Origin of the sequence: Bradyrhizobium sp. SZCCHNR1015 (assembly GCF_032489875.1) — a bacterium.
Taxonomy (GTDB): Bacteria; Pseudomonadota; Alphaproteobacteria; order Rhizobiales; family Xanthobacteraceae; genus Bradyrhizobium.
Window position 1 is genome coordinate 1 of sequence record NZ_JAUEYW010000024.1, and the last position, 15,231, is coordinate 15,231.

The following is a 15,231-nucleotide window of genomic DNA, read 5'->3' on the forward strand; positions in this document are numbered from 1 at the left end:
CCAACTTGCCAAAAACCCACAACAGTTGAGCCTCGCAATATGCGGAAGCTGAACCGGACAGCCGTGGGTCAAGCCCGTCCATGACGAGGAGACGTTCGAATGTCGACATCCCTTCCCCCGCTCCCCCTTCCGCCCACCATCCGCTCGCGCTTCGTCGACGGCATCAACGGCCTGCGCATGCACGTGCTGGAAGCCGGGTTCGAGACGCCCGGCCGTCCCTGTGTACTGCTGCTGCACGGCTTTCCCGAACTGGCCTATAGCTGGCGCAAGGTGATGCCGGCGCTGGCGGCGGCCGGCTATCACGTGCTGGCGCCGGACCAGCGCGGCTATGGCCGCACCACCGGGTGGAGCGCCGACTATGACGGTGATCTCGCGCCGTTTCGATTCACCAATCTGGTCCGTGATGCGCTCGGCGTGATCTATGCCTTCGGCCATCGCCATGTCGCTTCCGTCATCGGCCACGACTTCGGCAGCCCCGTCGCGGCGTGGTGCGCGGTGATCCGCCCCGATGTCTTCCGGTCGGTCGCGATGATGAGCGCGCCGTTCCCGGGGCCACCCGCAGCGCCGTTCGACATCGCCAGCCACGCCCTCGCGCCGCAGGAGGATCCCGTGCATCGCGAACTGGCGGCGCTGCCGCGGCCGCGCAAGCACTATCAATGGTATTACGCGACGCAGCAGGCCAATACGGACATGCATCATCCACCGCAGGGGCTGCATGATTTCCTGCGCGCCTATTATCATCACAAGAGTGCGGACTGGGCAGGCAACGTCCCTTACCCCCTGCAGGCCTGGGACGCGACCGAGCTCGCCAAGCTGCCGACCTACTACGTAATGGACCTCGGCAAGACGATGGCCGAGACCGCCGCCGAGGAGATGCCTGACGCGGCGGCGATCGCGGCCAATCGCTGGCTGCCTGACAGCGAGCTCGCGGTCTATACCGCCGAATATGAACGGACCGGCTTCCAGGGCGCGCTGCAATGGTATCGCTGCGGCACGTCAGGCCTGTTCGAAGCGGAATTGCAGACGTGGTCGGATCGCACCATCGACGTTCCGTCTGCATTCATCTCCGGCCTGCAAGACTGGGGCATCTACCAACGGCCCGGCGTGTTCGAAGCGATGCAATCCCGAGTGTGCACCAACATGATGCTGTGCGAGCTGATCGATCGTGCCGGTCATTGGGTGCAGCAGGAGCAACATGAACGAGTCAATGAGCTCCTGTTAACGTTCCTGAACAGACTGACAGCCTGATTTCGGACGCCGTTTCGAACTATCAGGCGAATCGAGGAACGAACATTCGGGGTTGACGTTTCCGCATCCGGGCAATGCGCATCAGGAGATGATTTATGGATAAGAAGATCGCAGGCTTGTTGGGCGCCGTCGCCGCTGTCGGCGCGCTCGGCACGGTGCAGGCGTCGGCGGCTCCGGCCCCGACCGATGTCCTGAAGGCCAATTCCTACGCCGACCTGCTCGAGCCGATCCCCGATGCCGCCAGGGTGCTGCAGGCGCTCGACGAGCAGGGACCGCCGGCGGCCGAGCCGAAGGTGCAGCTCGCGCAGTGGTACCATCACCATCACCATCATCATCATCACCATCACCACCATGGCTACTGGCGCGGCTATGGCTATGGCTACGGCTATGGGCCGCGCGTCTACGTGGTGCCGCGCCGCTACTACCATCATCACCACCACCATCATCACCATCACCACTGGTACTACGATCGCTATTGATCGCACTGCGATAGTGGTCTGGAGGGCGCCGGCCGGAAGGTCGGCGCCCTTCTCATTCTACCCTTCTCTTTTCATCCGGCCATCACGACTTGCGCGCCTTCTCCTTCGCAGCACGATGCAGATGGCGATAGGTTCCGTCGAACACGGTATCGGTGCTGGACACCCATTCGGTCTCCTTGGCCAGAACAGGCCGGCTGGCATGGATGCGCCGTGACTGCAATTCGCGCTCGGCGGCTTCCTCTGGCCCCATCGGCTCGACGGTGAAATTCGCCTCCTCCGGAATCACGATCACCTGCGCGAACGGCTCGCCCGGACGGAAGATGTGCGTCCGCCCTTCCGCGGGCGCCTTGAAGACGCAGAAGAACAGCATCGGCCAGAAATTGCGCACCAATGCCGGCACCGCGATCGGGCAGGTATCGGTGCGATCGGTGTAGAAGCGCGGATGCGGCTCGGTCCGGATCGCAAAGCCCTTGGGCACCTTGAGATCGAGCAGGATCTGGTAGGTGTAGAAGGCATCGCCGAAATTGCGGAATGGCGGCCATTGCAGGCTCGGGCTCGGCGGCTCGCCCCAGTCGCCGGACAGCTCCAGCTTGCCGTCGCGCGTGGTGACCTGCAGCTCGAAGTCGTAGGGATAAAATAGCTCGATGCCATATTGCGCACCTTCCGAGAATGGTACGCAATGCCAGACCTGCTCATGCGAGCCATTCGCGCGCGGCTGGCGTTCGCCTGCCCAGCCCGGGATATCCATCCGGGTGCGGCGCGGCGCCAACCCTGGATCGTTGAGCCGGTATTTGACGCTGTCCATTGGAACTCCTTAGGTGGCTGAGCGGAACGCGAACGACGGACTATCCTCGCAGTTCCATGACTGGAGCTTGAATGCGGGGTCACGAAAGCGTTCGCGACCAATCGGCGGCCGGAGTTTGACCGCGGTGCGGCAAATCCATATAGACTTTAGAAACGTTCTAAACAGCCGAATGTTGAGAGCGAGAGATCCGGGGACCTTGGAATGAAGAACTTCGCCGACCTCACCGAGCGCGAGATCCTGGCAATCGCGATCTCGGCCGAAGAGGAAGACGGCCGCATCTATATGAGCTTCGCGGAGGATCTGGCGGAACGTTATCCGGATTCGGCCAAGCTGTTCGAGCAGATGGCCGAGGAGGAGAAGGGCCACCGCCACATGCTGCTCGAGCTCTATGAGGAGCGCTTCGGCAAGAACCTGCCGCCGATCCGGCGCGAGAACGTCAAGGGCTTCCTGCAGCGCCGGCCGATCTGGCTGACCAAGAACCTGTCGCTCGACGCCATCCGCCGCGAGGTCGGCACGATGGAGTTCGAGGCCGAGCGCTTCTACGCCAAGGCCGCCGAGCAGGCCAAGGATGTCGGCGTGCGCCGGCTGCTCGGCGATCTCGCCGAGGCCGAGAAGGGCCACGAGAAGGTTGCGGCGAAACTGACCGACAAGATCCTCAGTCCGGACGTCCGGCACAAGGAGGATGAGACGCGGCGGCGCGTGTTCGTGCTGCAATATGTCCAGCCCGGTCTCGCCGGCCTGATGGACGGCTCGGTGTCGACCTTGGCGCCGCTGTTCGCCGCCGCCTTCGCCACGCATCAGAACTTCCAGACCTTCCTGGTCGGCCTTGCCGCCTCGATCGGCGCCGGCATCAGCATGGGCTTTGCCGAGGCGCTGTCCGACGACGGCTCACTGACGGGACGCGGCTCGCCGTGGCTGCGCGGCGCCGTCTGCGGCGCGATGACGACGCTCGGCGGACTGGGGCACACGATGCCCTATCTCGTCCCGGACTCCTGGACCAACGCGTTCTGGATCGCGACCGCGATCGCGAGCCTCGTGGTGTTCTTCGAGCTGTGGGCGATCGCCTATATCCGCGCGCGCTACATGGACACGCCGTTCCTGCAGGCGGTGTTCCAGATCGTGCTCGGCGGCATCATCGTGCTCGGCGTCGGAATTCTCATAGGAGCGGCCTAGCCTCCGCACCCCGGCGTCTTGCAAAACGTCCAGCCGCGAGGCTGATGGCGCCGGACCGATCACAACGGAAAATCGTCATGACGCCACGCTTGCATTACGGCACGCCCGCGAAGATCCTGCACTGGCTGGTGGTGGCGCTGCTCGCCATCCAGTATCCGATCGGCTGGCTGATGCCGGACCTGCATGCCAACACGCCCCCCGGCGCGCCGATGATCCTGCACATTTCGTTCGGCCTCACCATTCTGGCATTGATCGCCGTGCGCTTCGTCTGGCGGCTCACCCATCCGGTCGCGCCGGAGAGTTCGCTGCCGCCCTGGCAGCGGCTGAGCTCGGAGGTCGTGCACTGGATGCTCTATGTGATGGTGATGGCGAGCACCATCACCGGCTGGCTGTTCGCCTCCTTCCGCGGCTGGAGCGTGTCGTTCTTCTACCTGCTTCCGTTGCCGATGCTGGCGGCGCGCAACCCGGCCGGTAACCGCGCCATCGACGGGCTGCACCAGGCATCCGAATGGCTGCTGCTGATCCTGATCGTCGCTCACGTCGCCGCCGCAATCGCGCACGTCTTCATCTATCGCGACCGCGTCATGCAGCGGATGCTGCCGGGCTAGAGGATAGTCCGCAATTTTGGTCAAGTGATCGCCATCCGCATCGGTTAGACTCCCGGCAAACATCGCACCGGGAGGATCGACATTGGCCGCACCGCAATGGACGTTCGCAACCGCCGTCGACACGGCGAAGGCATTGGCAGACCGTCAGATCTCGTCGGTGGAGCTGACCAGGCTCGCCATCGATCGCATCGAACGTCATGACTCCGAGATCAACGCCGTCTGCGTGCGCGATTTCGAGCGCGCGCTCGCTGCCGCTGACGTCGCCGACGCGGCGCTGGCGCGCGGCGAACGGCGGCCTTTGCTCGGCCTTCCGCTCACGGTGAAGGAATCCTACAACGTCGCCGGCCTGCCGACGACCTGGGGTTTTCCGCAGCACAGGGATTTCATCGCGGCCGAGGATGCGCTGACGGTGACGCGCGTGAAGGATGCCGGCGGCATCGTGCTCGGCAAGACCAACGTGCCGCTCGGGCTCGGCGACTGGCAGAGCTACAACGACATCTACGGCATCACCAACAATCCCTACGATCTCGGCCGCACGCCAGGCGGTTCGTCAGGCGGATCGGCCGCGGCCCTGGCCGCCGGCTACGGCTCGCTGTCGCTCGGGTCCGATATCGGCGGCTCGCTGCGGGTCCCCGCGTTTCACTGCGGCGTCACCGCGCACAAGCCGAGCTACGGCCTGGTGGCCTCGCGCGGCCACACGCCGCCGCCATTTCAGCCGCTGCCCGGCGAGGCCGACCTCGCCGTCGTCGGCCCGATGGCCCGTTCGGCCGCCGATCTGTCGCTGCTGCTCGATGTGATCGCAGGCCCCGACCCGCTCGAGGCCGGCAAGGCGTATCGCCTCGACCTGCCGCCGGCGCGTCACGGTCGCCTGCAGGATTTCCGCGTGCTGGTGGTCGCGAGCGATCCGCTGCTGCCGACCGACAGCGCCGTGCGCGGCGCGATCGAGCGGCTGACGGCCGACCTGGCACGGGCCGGCGTCAACGTCGCGACAGAGAGCCCGCTGCTGCCGGACTTCGCCGCATCGAGCCGGCTCTACATGCGCCTGCTGCTCGGCTTCATCGGCGCCACCATGCCGGCGGAGGTCCACGCCGGCGCCAGCCACGCGGCCGCGCAATTGCCGAAGGAGGCAGCGAGCCTCGCGGCCGAGCGGCTGCGCGGCATCGCGCTCAGCCATCGCGACTGGGTACAGGCCGGCGGGGCGCGGGCGCGGCTGCGCGCGCAATGGCGAACGCTGTTCGAGCAGTTCGACGCCGTGATCTGCCCGATCATGCCAACTCCGGCCTATCCGCACGACCATTCGCCCGATCAGGAGCAACGCCGCATCAGCATCGACGGTGTCGAGCATTGCTACACCGATCAGCTCGCCTGGCCGGGCATCGCCACCTTGCCCGGGCTGCCGGCCACCGCGATCCCGCTTGGACTTGCCGACGGCCTTCCGGTCGGAGTGCAGATCGTCGGCCCGTTTCTCGAAGACCGCACGCCGCTCAAGCTCGCCGACCTGATCGAGCGCGAGTTCGGCGGCTTCGTGCCGCCGCCGCGGTTCGCGAGTTAGTTGGGGGTCGACTTCTTCAACGACACCTCACCAAATGCCGCCATCGGCCTCCATCGTCATGGCCGGGCTTGACCCGGCCATCCATCTCCCAGAGAGGCTGGATGCCCGGGTCAAGCCCGGGCATGACGGGTAACGAATAGGCAGATCCGCCGGACCACCTGCCTCACACCCGACCCCTCACCTCATGCGTCGAACATGATCACGCTGCGCAAGGTCTTGCCGGCCTTCATGTTGGCAAAGCCCTCGTTGATCTCCGACAGCTTCAGCTTGGCGGAGATCCAGTCCTCCAGGTGCAGCTTGCCGCGCAAGTAGAACTCGACGAGTCGGGGCATGTCGACGCGGAAATGGTTGGAGCCCATCGACGAGCCCTGGATGCGGCGCTCGCGCAGGAAGTCGAAGCCGTGCAGCTCGATCTTCTGGCCGAACGGGATCATGCCGACGATGGTCGCGGTGCCGCCCGGCGCCAGCATCGCGAACGCCTGCTCGGCGGTCTCCTTGCGCCCGAGCACCTCGAAGGCGTGATGCACGCCGCCCTTGGTGAGCTCGCGCACCTGGGCCACGACGTCGCCCTCAGTGGGATTGATGATGTCGGTCGCGCCCAGTTTCGTCGCAAGCTGCAGCTTGGCCGGATTGGTGTCGATGGCGATGATGCGGCCCGCGCCCGCGATCTCCGCCCCGTTGATCGCGGCCATGCCGACGCCGCCGCAACCGATCACGGCCACCGTCTCGCCGGCCGTTACCCGCGCCGTGTTGACGACGGCGCCATAGCCGGTGATGACGCCGCAGCCGATCAGCGCGGCGAGATCGAGCGGCATGTCCGGGCGGATCTTCACGATCGCATTCTCGTGCACCAGCATCTGCTCGGCAAAGGACGACAAATTGAGGAACTGATGCAGCTTCTCAGCTCTCGCCCATGACAGCCGGTTGGAGGCGCCGGGCGGCATCTTCACCGTGGCATCGGTGCACAGCACCGGGCGGCCCGTCGTGCAGTTGTCGCAGGTGCCGCAGAACACCGAGAGGCAGGTGACGACGTGATCGCCCGGCTTCACATAGGTGACGTCGGAGCCGACCTGCTCGACGATCCCAGCGGATTCATGGCCGAGCACCGCGGGCAGCGGATGCGGATACAGGCCCTCGATGAAGTGGAGGTCGGAATGACAGAGACCGGCCACCGCCGTGCGGATCAGCACTTCCCGCGGCCCCGGCTTGGGCACGCTGACGTCCTCGATGACGAGCGGCTTGTTGACCTCCATCAGCACGGCGGCTTTCATTGGCGTTCTCCCGATCTTGTTTGTTGTTGGTCGCGGCAAGCCTACGCCGCTGACAGCAGTTCGCCAACCTCGTCCATGCCTGCGACGCGATCGCCGAGCAGCAACGTCGCCATCGCGTCGTCCGTTTCGTTTTCCGCGAGCCGGAACGGATCGGACGGCGTCAGACGATGATCGACGACGAGCTTCGCCAATAGCAACCGCCGCGCGTCGCCGCGCATCGCGTGGATGCGTGCGCTTTCCCAGGTCGTCGAGACGGCGCTCGCCACGTGATACAGCAGGCTGGTGGCGCGGCGCGCTTCCGACTCATTGTCGGCGCGTCCCGCGATCTCGCGCGCAAAGCCCACGGCACGATCCACGAGTCGATGCAGCCGGTCGCGCCAGGCCTGCGGCACGGCGGCACTGTCGTCGAGCCGCGCATGCAGGTCGGCGGCCAGCGCGGCCTCCGCACCGTGCCGGCCCACGGCGCGCTTCAACGCATCGAGCGCGACGATGTTGCCGGTGCCTTCCCAGATAGAGCCGAGATGGGCGTCGCGCAGCAGCCGCGCGGTGACGAACTCCTCGACATAGCCGATGCCGCCGCGCATCTCCAACGCATCGCCGCAGACCTTCCGCGCGTCGCGCGTGGCGCGAAACTTCAGGGTCGGCGTCAGGATTCGCAGCAGCGCCGCGGCATCCTGGCTGCCCGCTTCGGCGCGGTCGAGCGCGTCGGCGGTGAGGAAGCTCAGCGACAGCGCCTGCTCGGTCGGGAGCAGGATCTTGAGCAATTGCCGCCGCCCGAGCGGCAGATCGACGATTGGCTTTCCGAACACCACGCGATTGCGCGCGACGGTGATGGCATCGTGCCAGGCGCGCCGCATCAGCGCGGTCGACTTGACGCCGTTGGAGAGCCGCGACGAGTTGACCATCTCGGCCATCTGCACGAAGCCGCGATCGAGCCTCCCGACCGCATAGGCGACGGCGCCCTCCAGCTTGATCTCGCCCGAGGCCATCGAGCGCGTTCCGAGCTTGTCCTTCAGGCGCACGATCCGATAGTGGTTCTGGCTGCCGTCATCGAGGAAGCGCGGCATCAGGAACAGGCCGACGCCGCGCGTTCCCGCTTCGGCACCTTGCGGCCGCGCCAGCAGCATCACCACTTTCGCATCGGCATTGGAGCAGAACCATTTCTCGCCATGCAGCCGCCAATGGTCGCCCTCCGGCACGGCGACCGTCGTCAACGTGCCGACATCGGAGCCGCCTTCCTTCTCGGTCATGAACTGGCCACCCTGGGTCAGCTTTCTCATGTCGGTCTGGGTCAGGCCATCGAGGTACTTGGCCTTGAGCCCGTCGCTGCCGAAGCTCGCCAGCAGCTTGGCGCAGCCGTCGGTGACGTTGATCGGACAGCCCAGACCGAACTCCGCCTGGTTGAACAGGAAGGTGAAGGCGTGCTTGGCCGTGACGGGATACTTGGTCGGCCAGCCGAGAATGCCCTTGCGGATCGACATCGCGTGGATGCCGAACTCGCCAAAGGCGGCGCGCTCGAGCTCGCGATAGGCCGGATGGTACTCGACCCGCTGCACGTCGCGACCGAAGCGGTCGCGCTGGTGCAGCACAGGGCCGTGGCGGTCAGCCAAGCGGGCACATTCGTCGAGATAGGAGCCGGCGAGCTCGCCGAGCCGGTCGAGATGCGGCTGAAGGTGGCGAAACAGCGCCTCGGGCAGATGGATGCGCAGGAGGTCGGTGAGCGCCGGATCGGCGCGATAGAAGTTGAGCCCGGTGGTATCTGGCGCCAGCAGCTCCGGCCTCGCGCCGCCGGTCATCACGTCATCGCGCTTCAGGAACTGATGCATGATCGTTAAGCCCTCGTTCGTTTCCGCAAGTCTCTGATGGACTCTTCGACAGGTTGCGGCTGATCGGATACACAACAGGCAGCGGCGCGCGCCGAACCGGGAGCAGATCCATGACCAATCAGCCGACGGAGGTTTATCGCATCTTCGGGGCGGAGATGTCGCCCTATTCGGTCAAGGTGCGATCGTATCTGCGTTACAAGGGCATCCCGCATCACTGGATATTGCGCAATGCGGAAAGCGAGGCGGAGTTCGCGCGGCACGCCAAGCTGCCGATCATTCCGCTGGTGGTCGCCCCCGACGAGGTGCCGATGCAGGACTCGACGCCGATCATCGACGCGCTGGAGCTCGACTTTCCGCAACCGACGATTCATCCGGGCGACGCGCTGACGAGCTTCATCTCGGCCTTGATCGAGGAGTTCGGCGACGAGTGGGGCAACAAGTGGATGTTCCATTATCGCTGGGCGCGCGATCTCGACCAGCGTGCGTCGGCCGGACGCATCGCCCGCATCCGCGCCCCCAGAGCGGACGCGGCCGAGTTTGGCGAATTGGCCGAGAAGATCCGCGCGCGCATGGTCGAGCGGCTGTGGTATGTCGGCTCCAATGAGATCAACGCGCCGCAGATCGAGCAGAGCTTTGCCGAAATGCTCGACCTGCTCGAACGGCATCTCTCGGTCAGGCCGTATCTGTTCGGCCACCGTCCGGCCTACGGCGATTTCGGACTGTGGGGCCAGTTCTACGAGCTGTGGACCGATCCGACTGCCGGCGCCCTGATCGAAGGCCGCGCGCCGCATGTGCTGGCCTGGATCCACCGCATGCTATGGCCGCGCGCCGAAGGCGAGTTCGAGCTGTGGCCGGAACTGTCACTGACCTTGATGCCGATCCTGACCCGCCAGGTCGGCGCGCTGTTCATGCCGTGGACCCTCGCCAACGAGCAGGCACTGGCCGAGAACCGCAGCACCTTCCGCGTCCGGTTCGGCGACTTCACCTGGATGCAGAAGCCGCAGAAATATCACGCGCGCTCGCTGGCGATGCTCCGCGGCAAATACGCCTTCCTGCACGATCGCAGCCGTCTCGATGTCGTGCTGGAGGAGATCGGCTGCCTCGCCGGATTGCAGCCGCGTCCCACCTGAGGACGCGCGGCAAAAATGTGGGGACGAGCCGTAGGAAGTCGGCCGCCGGTGCACTAGCTTGATGTCTGCGGACGCTTTGGCCCAAGGACATGCCCATGGACATCCCTGCCTACAAGATCGCCCTCATCGTCGGTGCCGGCGAAGGGCTCTCGGCCTCGCTGGCGCGGCTGTTCGCGCGCGAGAAGATCCGTGTGGCGCTGGCCGCCCGCAAGATCGAGAAGCTCGGCGCGCTCTGCAACGAAACCGGCGCCCGCGCCTACCCCTGCGATGCGACCAATCCGGAGGAGGTCGAGCGGCTGTTCGGCATCGTCGAGCGCGAGATCGGCGCGCCCGATCTCGTGGTCTACAATGCCAGCGCGCGGGCGCGCGGAGCCCTCACCGATCTCGTACCGGCCGACGTGCAGCAGTCGATTGCCGTCAGCGCCTTCGGCGGCTTCCTGGTGGCGCAGCAGGCGGCACAGCGCATGCTGCCGAACAAGCACGGCGCGATCCTGTTCACCGGCGCCTCCGCCAGCGTGAAGGGCTACGCCCAGTCGGCGCCGTTCGCGATGGGCAAGTTCGCGCTGCGCGGCCTCGCCCAGAGCATGGCACGCGAACTGTCGCCGCAGGGCATCCACGTCGCGCATTTCGTCATCGACGGCGCGATCAGGAGCGCGGAACGCCAGGAGCCGGCGGAGCGACCGAATTCGATGCTCGATCCGGATGCCATCGCCGCGAGTTATTGGAGCGTGCTGCAGCAGCCACGCAGCGCCTGGAGCTGGGAGATGGAGCTGCGGCCGTGGGTGGAGACGTTTTGAGAGCTGATGTCGCTCGGAGCTGTAGCTGTTTCGAGCACCGCTCTCTCACCTCGTCATTGCGAGCGAAGCGAAGCAATCCAGGGCCGAGCAAGGACTCTGGATTGCTTCGCTTCGCTCGCAATGACGTGGATAGGTCGGCGCCTCACAACGACTGTCATCGCCCGGCTGGATCGAGCGATTTAGCAATCGCAACTGATAGCCGATGACACTGTAACGCCGCGGCGTACGGGATGCCCCGCCTTCGCGGGACATGACGACCGCTATTTGTTGTCGAACATCACGGCTTGCAGCCCGCGACCGATAAGTTGAAAATCTGCACTCGGTGAATCCGCCACCACGCCGCTCAGCCCCTTCTCGAACCTCACCAGCGTCCAGTCATCCGCATGCGGCTGGATCGTGAAACCGGCCTTGCGGGCGAGCGCGATCATCACGTCGTTGGTACGCAGCGCGTCGCCTGACAGCGTGGCGCCGCCGAGCGCGCGGGCGCGCCGCTGGAGATTTGCGATCAGGGCCGGGCCGATGCCGTGGCCGTGCCAGCGGTCGAGCACCGAGAGGCCGAACTCGACGCGACCAGTGGCGCGGTCCAGCGCATAGCGCGCCTCGGCCACGATGCCTTCGACGCCGTCATGGTCCATCGTCGCGATCAGGCTGTACCGGTCGTTGCGGCCGAGCGCGACGAAATCCTCGAGCACCGCCTTTGGCAGCTCGTTGAGCGCGCCGAGGAAACGCTTGTGGCGCGAGCGTTGGCTCAAGGACCGGACATAGCTCTGCAGCGCCTCGGCGTCGTCAGGTGTGACGAAGCGCAGGCGCACCTCCTCACCGCGCCGCGTGTGAATGGTGTTGGAGCCGGCAGCGAGATCGGCAATGGCGGGCGTCGGCATGCGCGGCTCCAACGGGGAAGCTTGCCGGCGCCCTCCTTTGCGGAGCGGCGCCGGCGCGGCGGGATGAGTGAGGGGGATCAACCCCGCCAGAAAGGCTTATCGATCTCGGCGGCGATATCGCTGCGGGACAGGCCGAGATCGTGCAGGTCGCGCTCCGACCACTGCGCGAGCTCGTGCCGGGTCCGGTAGCGGAAGCGCCAGGCCGCAAGCAGCTCCACGACGCCGGACCAGAACCCCAGGCCATGATGTTTCGTCATTGACGAGGAGACGTAGACGGACATGAAAGCCTCCTGAAAATTCCTTGAGGCTGCAATATCGAGCGCTTGCGCTTCATCCACAAACGACATTTACTACCGTTTCGGATGAAATAACGTCATGAACCTGGGAGGCCGTGAATGGCCCGGCTGCCGTCGCTGAATGGATTGCGGGCGTTCGAGGCTGCGGCGCGGCATCTGAGCTTCACCCGCGCGGCCTCCGAGCTGAACGTGACGCAGACCGCGATCAGCCATCAGATCAAGCGCTTGGAAGACGAGCTCGGCATCCGCCTGTTCGTCCGCCAGAACCGCAGCCTCGCGCTGACGCCGCAGGCCCGCGACTATCTTCCGCTGGTGCGGGCCGCCTTCGACGATCTCCGGCTGGCAACGGAACGGCTGGTCCGCAAGGACAACGCCAAGGTGCTGACGGTCTCCACCATCGCCTCGCTGGCGGCGAAATGGCTGCTGCCGCGGCTGACGGCCTTTCAGGAGGCCCATCCCGGCATCGACGTGCGCATCACGACCTCGACCGGCTTGGTCGATTTTCGCAAGGACGACGTCGACGCCGCGATCCGCTATGGCCGCGGCCACTGGCCGGGCGTGCGGGCGGAATGGCTGATGGCCGACGAGTTGTTTCCGGTCTGCAGTCCGGCGCTGCTGCAGGGCGACAAGCCGCTGCGCTGTCCGGAGGACCTCGCGCATCACACGCTGCTGCAGGCCAGCGGAGGTTATGACGACGATTGGAGGCTCTGGCTGACCGCGGCGGGTCTGCCGGTCGAGATGTCGAGGCAGGGCCGGCTGAGCTTCGACCTGTCGCTGATGACCGTCCAGGCCGCGATCGACGGGCTCGGCGTTGCGATCGGGCGGACGGCCTACGTCCAGGACGACATCGCCAAGGGCCGGCTGGTGGTGCCGTTCAAGATGACCCTGCCGAGCGATGCCGGCTTCTATCTGGTGACGCCGGAGGGCCGGACCGATCCGCCGAAGCTGAAGGCGTTCCGGCAATGGCTGAAGGGTGCAATGCAGCAGAAATCGGCCGCCGCCAATTCTGTTCAAGCCTAGGCTCCTTCGGCGCAAAGCTATTGGCCGCCAGGGCTCGACGTGGCAGATTGTCGCACCTTTCCCATCGGCCGGCGTAGAAATCCTCCGCACGAGCCTCTCGACGGTAGGAGTCTCCCCGCGTGTCCTCAACGTCAATCCCGCAGCCGGCTACGATCCATTCGCGCATCGGCGCGATCCTGCGCGCGACCAGCGGCAATTTCCTCGAGCAGTTCGACTTCTTCCTGTTCGGCTTCTACGCGCCGATCATCGCCAAGGCGTTCTTCCCATCGGAGAACGAGACTGCATCGCTGCTCAATGCCTATGGCGTGTTCTGGCTCGGCGCCCTGATGCGACCGGTCGGCGCCATCGTGCTCGGCGCCTATGTCGACAAGATCGGCCGGCGCCAGGGCCTGATCGTGACGCTCGGCATCATGGCGATCGGCACGATCGTCATCGCGTTCTGCCCGACCTATGCGACGATCGGCATCGCGGCCCCGATCATCGTGCTGCTCGGCCGGCTGTTGCAGGGCTTCTCGGCCGGTGTCGAGCTCGGCGGCGTGTCGGTCTATCTGTCCGAGATCTCCACGCCCGGCAATCGCGGCCTCTACACCTCGTTCCAGTCGTCGAGCCAGCAGGTCGCGATCTTCGTCGCCTCGGTCATCGGCTACGTGCTCAACCAGGCCATGCCGGCGGACGTGGTGGCCGCCTGGGGCTGGCGCATTCCCTTCTTCATCGGCTGCCTGATCATTCCGCTGATCTTCTTCCTGCGCCGCACGCTGGAGGAGACGCCGGCCTTCCTCGCGATGAAGAAGCACCCGACCGCGCGCGAAGTATTCGCCTCGGCGCTGGAGAACTGGCGCATCGTGATCCTCGGCATGATGATCGCCGTGCTGACCACGACGATGTTCTACTTCATCACCGTCTACGGTCCCGGCTTCGGCAAGCAGCTGAAGCTGTCGGCGTCGGATTCACTGCTCGTCACTTTGCTGGTCGCCGTGACCAACTTTCTCTGGAATCCGGTCGGCGGCGCGGTGTCGGATCGGATCGGACGCAAGCCGGTGCTCGTGACCATCGCGGCGCTGGCATTCCTCACCGCCTACCCGGCGTTGCACTGGCTCGCGGCGGCGCCGAGCTTCGGCAAGCTGCTCACTGTCGAAATGCTGTTCTCGTTCTATTTCGGCGTCTATAGCGGCACCATGCTGGGCTGCCTGGTCGAGATCGTGCCTGCGCATGTCCGCACCACCTGCTTCTCGATCGCCTTTGCGCTGGCCGCTGGGCTGTTCGGCACCGCGACGCCTGCGGTCTCGACCTGGCTCATCAACAAGACCGGCGACAAGGCCTCGCCCGGCTACTGGCTGATGTGCGCCGCCGTGCTCGGCATCATCGCGGCAATGACGGTCTATCGCGGCGGCCGCCAGGCGGTCGCGGCGCGCGAACCCGTGGCCGCCTGATCGGGTTGTCTGTTCACGTCGCGGGCGGCATCATCGGATGCCGCCCATTTTTTTGACGGTGCGGCGGGAGCCGGAGCGAGGTTTGCCATGGATGAACTGATTGCCATCGCCGGTCAGGTCGCGGCGCGGCTGGTCGCACGCAAGCAGACGATCGCGGTGGCGGAATCCTCCGCCGGCGGCCTGATCGCGGCGTCGCTGCTCGCGGTGCCCGGCGCCTCGGCCTATTTCCTCGGCGGCGCCGTGGTCTATACCCGCGACGCGCGTCGGGTGCTGATGGACATTCCGGACGACGCGATGAAAGGGATCCGCTCGGCGTCCGAGCCGTATGCGGAGCTGTTGGCGCGGCAGATCAGGACGCGCTTTGCCACTGATTGGGGAGTGTCGGAGACCGGCGCCGCGGGTCCTGCCGGCAATCGCTACGGTGATGCGGCGGGCCATGCGTGTTTTGCCGTGGCCGGGCCAGCGTCGGCGGTGGTGACACTGGAAAGCGGCAGCAACGACCGCTTCGCCAATATGCGTTTGTTCGCGAAGAGCGCGCTGGAGTTGTTGCTGGAGAAGCTTGGCGAATAGCCTCCGCTGTCGTCCCGGGCAAGCCCGGCGACGCGAAGCGGCGGCGGGCGCCGACCCGGGACCCATACCGCGTGATCTGTCTTGGGGCAGGCTGCGTGTTGCGCCGGCTGCGCAAACCGACTTCCCCCTGTGGCTATGGATCCAC

The 15,231-nt window shown here is 65.8% G+C and carries 15 protein-coding genes; 10 read left to right on the plus strand and 5 right to left on the minus strand.

What is annotated here, in order from left to right; genetic code table 11:
- The first annotated feature begins 177 nt into the window (after positions 1-177).
- Positions 178-1,248 (plus strand): alpha/beta hydrolase, encoded by a 1,071-nt coding sequence (locus tag QX128_RS30830; protein ID WP_316239445.1) that lies wholly within the window; start codon positions 178-180, stop codon positions 1,246-1,248.
- Positions 1,249-1,343: 95 nt separating this feature from the next.
- Positions 1,344-1,727 (plus strand): hypothetical protein, encoded by a 384-nt coding sequence (locus QX128_RS30835; RefSeq protein ID WP_316239406.1) that lies wholly within the window; start codon positions 1,344-1,346, stop codon positions 1,725-1,727.
- Between the two features lie 82 nt (positions 1,728-1,809).
- Here QX128_RS30835 and QX128_RS30840 read toward each other — a convergent pair whose 3' ends face one another.
- Positions 1,810-2,532 carry a hypothetical protein gene (locus QX128_RS30840; RefSeq protein WP_316239407.1) on the minus strand — a complete coding sequence of 241 codons (723 nt, stop codon included), beginning with the start codon at positions 2,530-2,532 and terminating at the stop codon, positions 1,810-1,812.
- A 201-nt stretch (positions 2,533-2,733) separates the two neighbouring features.
- On the opposite strand from QX128_RS30840, the gene mbfA reads away from it, so the two are divergent.
- From mbfA to QX128_RS30855, 3 genes are all read left to right on the plus strand, one after another.
- On the plus strand, positions 2,734-3,705 hold the full coding sequence (gene mbfA / locus QX128_RS30845) for an iron exporter MbfA (RefSeq protein ID WP_315805200.1): 972 nt from the start codon (positions 2,734-2,736) through the stop codon (positions 3,703-3,705).
- A gap of 77 nt (positions 3,706-3,782) precedes the next feature.
- A complete protein-coding gene (locus tag QX128_RS30850; RefSeq protein ID WP_315805201.1) occupies positions 3,783-4,313 on the plus strand; it encodes a cytochrome b in 531 nt (176 codons plus the stop codon).
- A gap of 82 nt (positions 4,314-4,395) precedes the next feature.
- Complete coding sequence (locus tag QX128_RS30855) at positions 4,396-5,865, plus strand: amidase (protein ID WP_316239408.1); 1,470 nt, start codon at positions 4,396-4,398, stop codon at positions 5,863-5,865.
- A 182-nt stretch (positions 5,866-6,047) separates the two neighbouring features.
- Here QX128_RS30855 and QX128_RS30860 read toward each other — a convergent pair whose 3' ends face one another.
- Both QX128_RS30860 and QX128_RS30865 read right to left on the minus strand, forming a co-directional pair.
- On the minus strand, positions 6,048-7,136 hold the full coding sequence (locus QX128_RS30860; protein WP_316239409.1) for a Zn-dependent alcohol dehydrogenase: 1,089 nt from the start codon (positions 7,134-7,136) through the stop codon (positions 6,048-6,050).
- 41 nt (positions 7,137-7,177) lie between these two features.
- Complete coding sequence (locus QX128_RS30865) at positions 7,178-8,962, minus strand: acyl-CoA dehydrogenase family protein (RefSeq protein WP_316239410.1); 1,785 nt, start codon at positions 8,960-8,962, stop codon at positions 7,178-7,180.
- A gap of 110 nt (positions 8,963-9,072) precedes the next feature.
- On the opposite strand from QX128_RS30865, the gene QX128_RS30870 reads away from it, so the two are divergent.
- Both QX128_RS30870 and QX128_RS30875 read left to right on the plus strand, forming a co-directional pair.
- The gene (locus tag QX128_RS30870; RefSeq protein ID WP_316239411.1) at positions 9,073-10,092 is read left to right on the plus strand and encodes a glutathione S-transferase family protein; all 1,020 of its coding nucleotides are present in this window, start codon (positions 9,073-9,075) and stop codon (positions 10,090-10,092) included.
- 95 nt (positions 10,093-10,187) lie between these two features.
- Entirely contained in the window at positions 10,188-10,889 is a 702-nt protein-coding gene (locus QX128_RS30875) for an SDR family NAD(P)-dependent oxidoreductase (protein ID WP_316239412.1), read from the plus strand.
- Between the two features lie 260 nt (positions 10,890-11,149).
- Here QX128_RS30875 and QX128_RS30880 read toward each other — a convergent pair whose 3' ends face one another.
- Together QX128_RS30880 and QX128_RS30885 are read right to left on the minus strand one after the other, a co-directional pair.
- On the minus strand, positions 11,150-11,770 hold the full coding sequence (locus tag QX128_RS30880; protein WP_316239413.1) for a GNAT family N-acetyltransferase: 621 nt from the start codon (positions 11,768-11,770) through the stop codon (positions 11,150-11,152).
- Between the two features lie 77 nt (positions 11,771-11,847).
- Positions 11,848-12,051, minus strand: a complete 204-nt coding sequence (locus QX128_RS30885) for a DUF1127 domain-containing protein (protein WP_316239414.1) — start codon at positions 12,049-12,051, stop codon at positions 11,848-11,850.
- A gap of 114 nt (positions 12,052-12,165) precedes the next feature.
- Between QX128_RS30885 and QX128_RS30890 the strand changes: the two genes are divergently transcribed.
- The 3 genes from QX128_RS30890 to QX128_RS30900 all read left to right on the plus strand — a co-directional run bounded on the left by QX128_RS30890 (position 12,166) and on the right by QX128_RS30900 (position 15,086).
- Complete coding sequence (locus QX128_RS30890; protein WP_316239415.1) at positions 12,166-13,086, plus strand: transcriptional regulator GcvA; 921 nt, start codon at positions 12,166-12,168, stop codon at positions 13,084-13,086.
- A gap of 119 nt (positions 13,087-13,205) precedes the next feature.
- Complete coding sequence (locus tag QX128_RS30895) at positions 13,206-14,516, plus strand: MFS transporter (protein WP_316216675.1); 1,311 nt, start codon at positions 13,206-13,208, stop codon at positions 14,514-14,516.
- Between the two features lie 87 nt (positions 14,517-14,603).
- Positions 14,604-15,086 carry a CinA family protein gene (locus QX128_RS30900; protein ID WP_316239416.1) on the plus strand — a complete coding sequence of 161 codons (483 nt, stop codon included), beginning with the start codon at positions 14,604-14,606 and terminating at the stop codon, positions 15,084-15,086.
- The last annotated feature ends 145 nt before the right edge of the window (positions 15,087-15,231 follow it).